We start from the raw sequence: 576 nt of genomic DNA, 5'->3' as shown, positions 1-576 counted from the left end.
CGGTGCTGTGGCTGGGCCCGGCAGAATTCCTGCTCGTGGCCCCCGCGGAATCCCACGAAAGCCTGGGCGGCGAGCTCCCCCGGGGGCTCATCACGGCACTGGCGGACGGCCAGGGCCAGGTGGTGGACCTGTCCGCCAACCGCACCACGTTTGAACTCACCGGACCGCGGTCCCGCGCCATGCTGGAGAGGGGCTGCTCCCTCGACCTCTACCCGTCAGTGTTCAAGACCGGGACGGCGTTGTCCACGGAAATCGGCGGCATCCCCGCCATTTTGTGGAAGACCGCGGACCAGACTTACCGGATCTTCCCGCGGGCATCGTTTGCGGAGTTCCTGGGCCGCTGGCTCCTTGATGCCATGCGCGAATATGCGTCCACCGAGGTCCCCTGATGGCGCTTAGCGTCCTGGACCTGTTTTCCGTTGGCATCTCGGGCCGTCGTCTTCCCACACGGTCGGCCCGATGCGGGCGGCCAAGCGGTTCGCGGACGGGCTAAAAAGCGACGGGCAGCTGAGCTCTACCACCAGGGTGCAGGCCGAGCTGTTCGGTTCCCTCGGCGCCACCGGCCGGGGCCACGGT

General features: G+C 67.9%; 1 protein-coding gene and 1 pseudogene. Both read left to right on the top strand.

The window, feature by feature from the left end:
* Positions 1-389: sarcosine oxidase subunit gamma (locus tag AC1DKQ_RS22450; RefSeq protein ID WP_476920285.1), on the top strand; the 389-nt coding region annotated here is incomplete at its 5' end.
* A pseudogene (locus AC1DKQ_RS22445) lies at positions 389-576 on the top strand (serine dehydratase beta chain); the annotation flags it as partial. The gene AC1DKQ_RS22450 and the pseudogene AC1DKQ_RS22445, both read left to right, overlap by 1 nt.

This window comes from Arthrobacter sp. 05L421, from assembly GCF_056397785.1.
The sequence above is the reverse complement of the archived record's forward strand: the minus strand, read 5'-3'. Positions and strand labels throughout refer to the sequence as shown.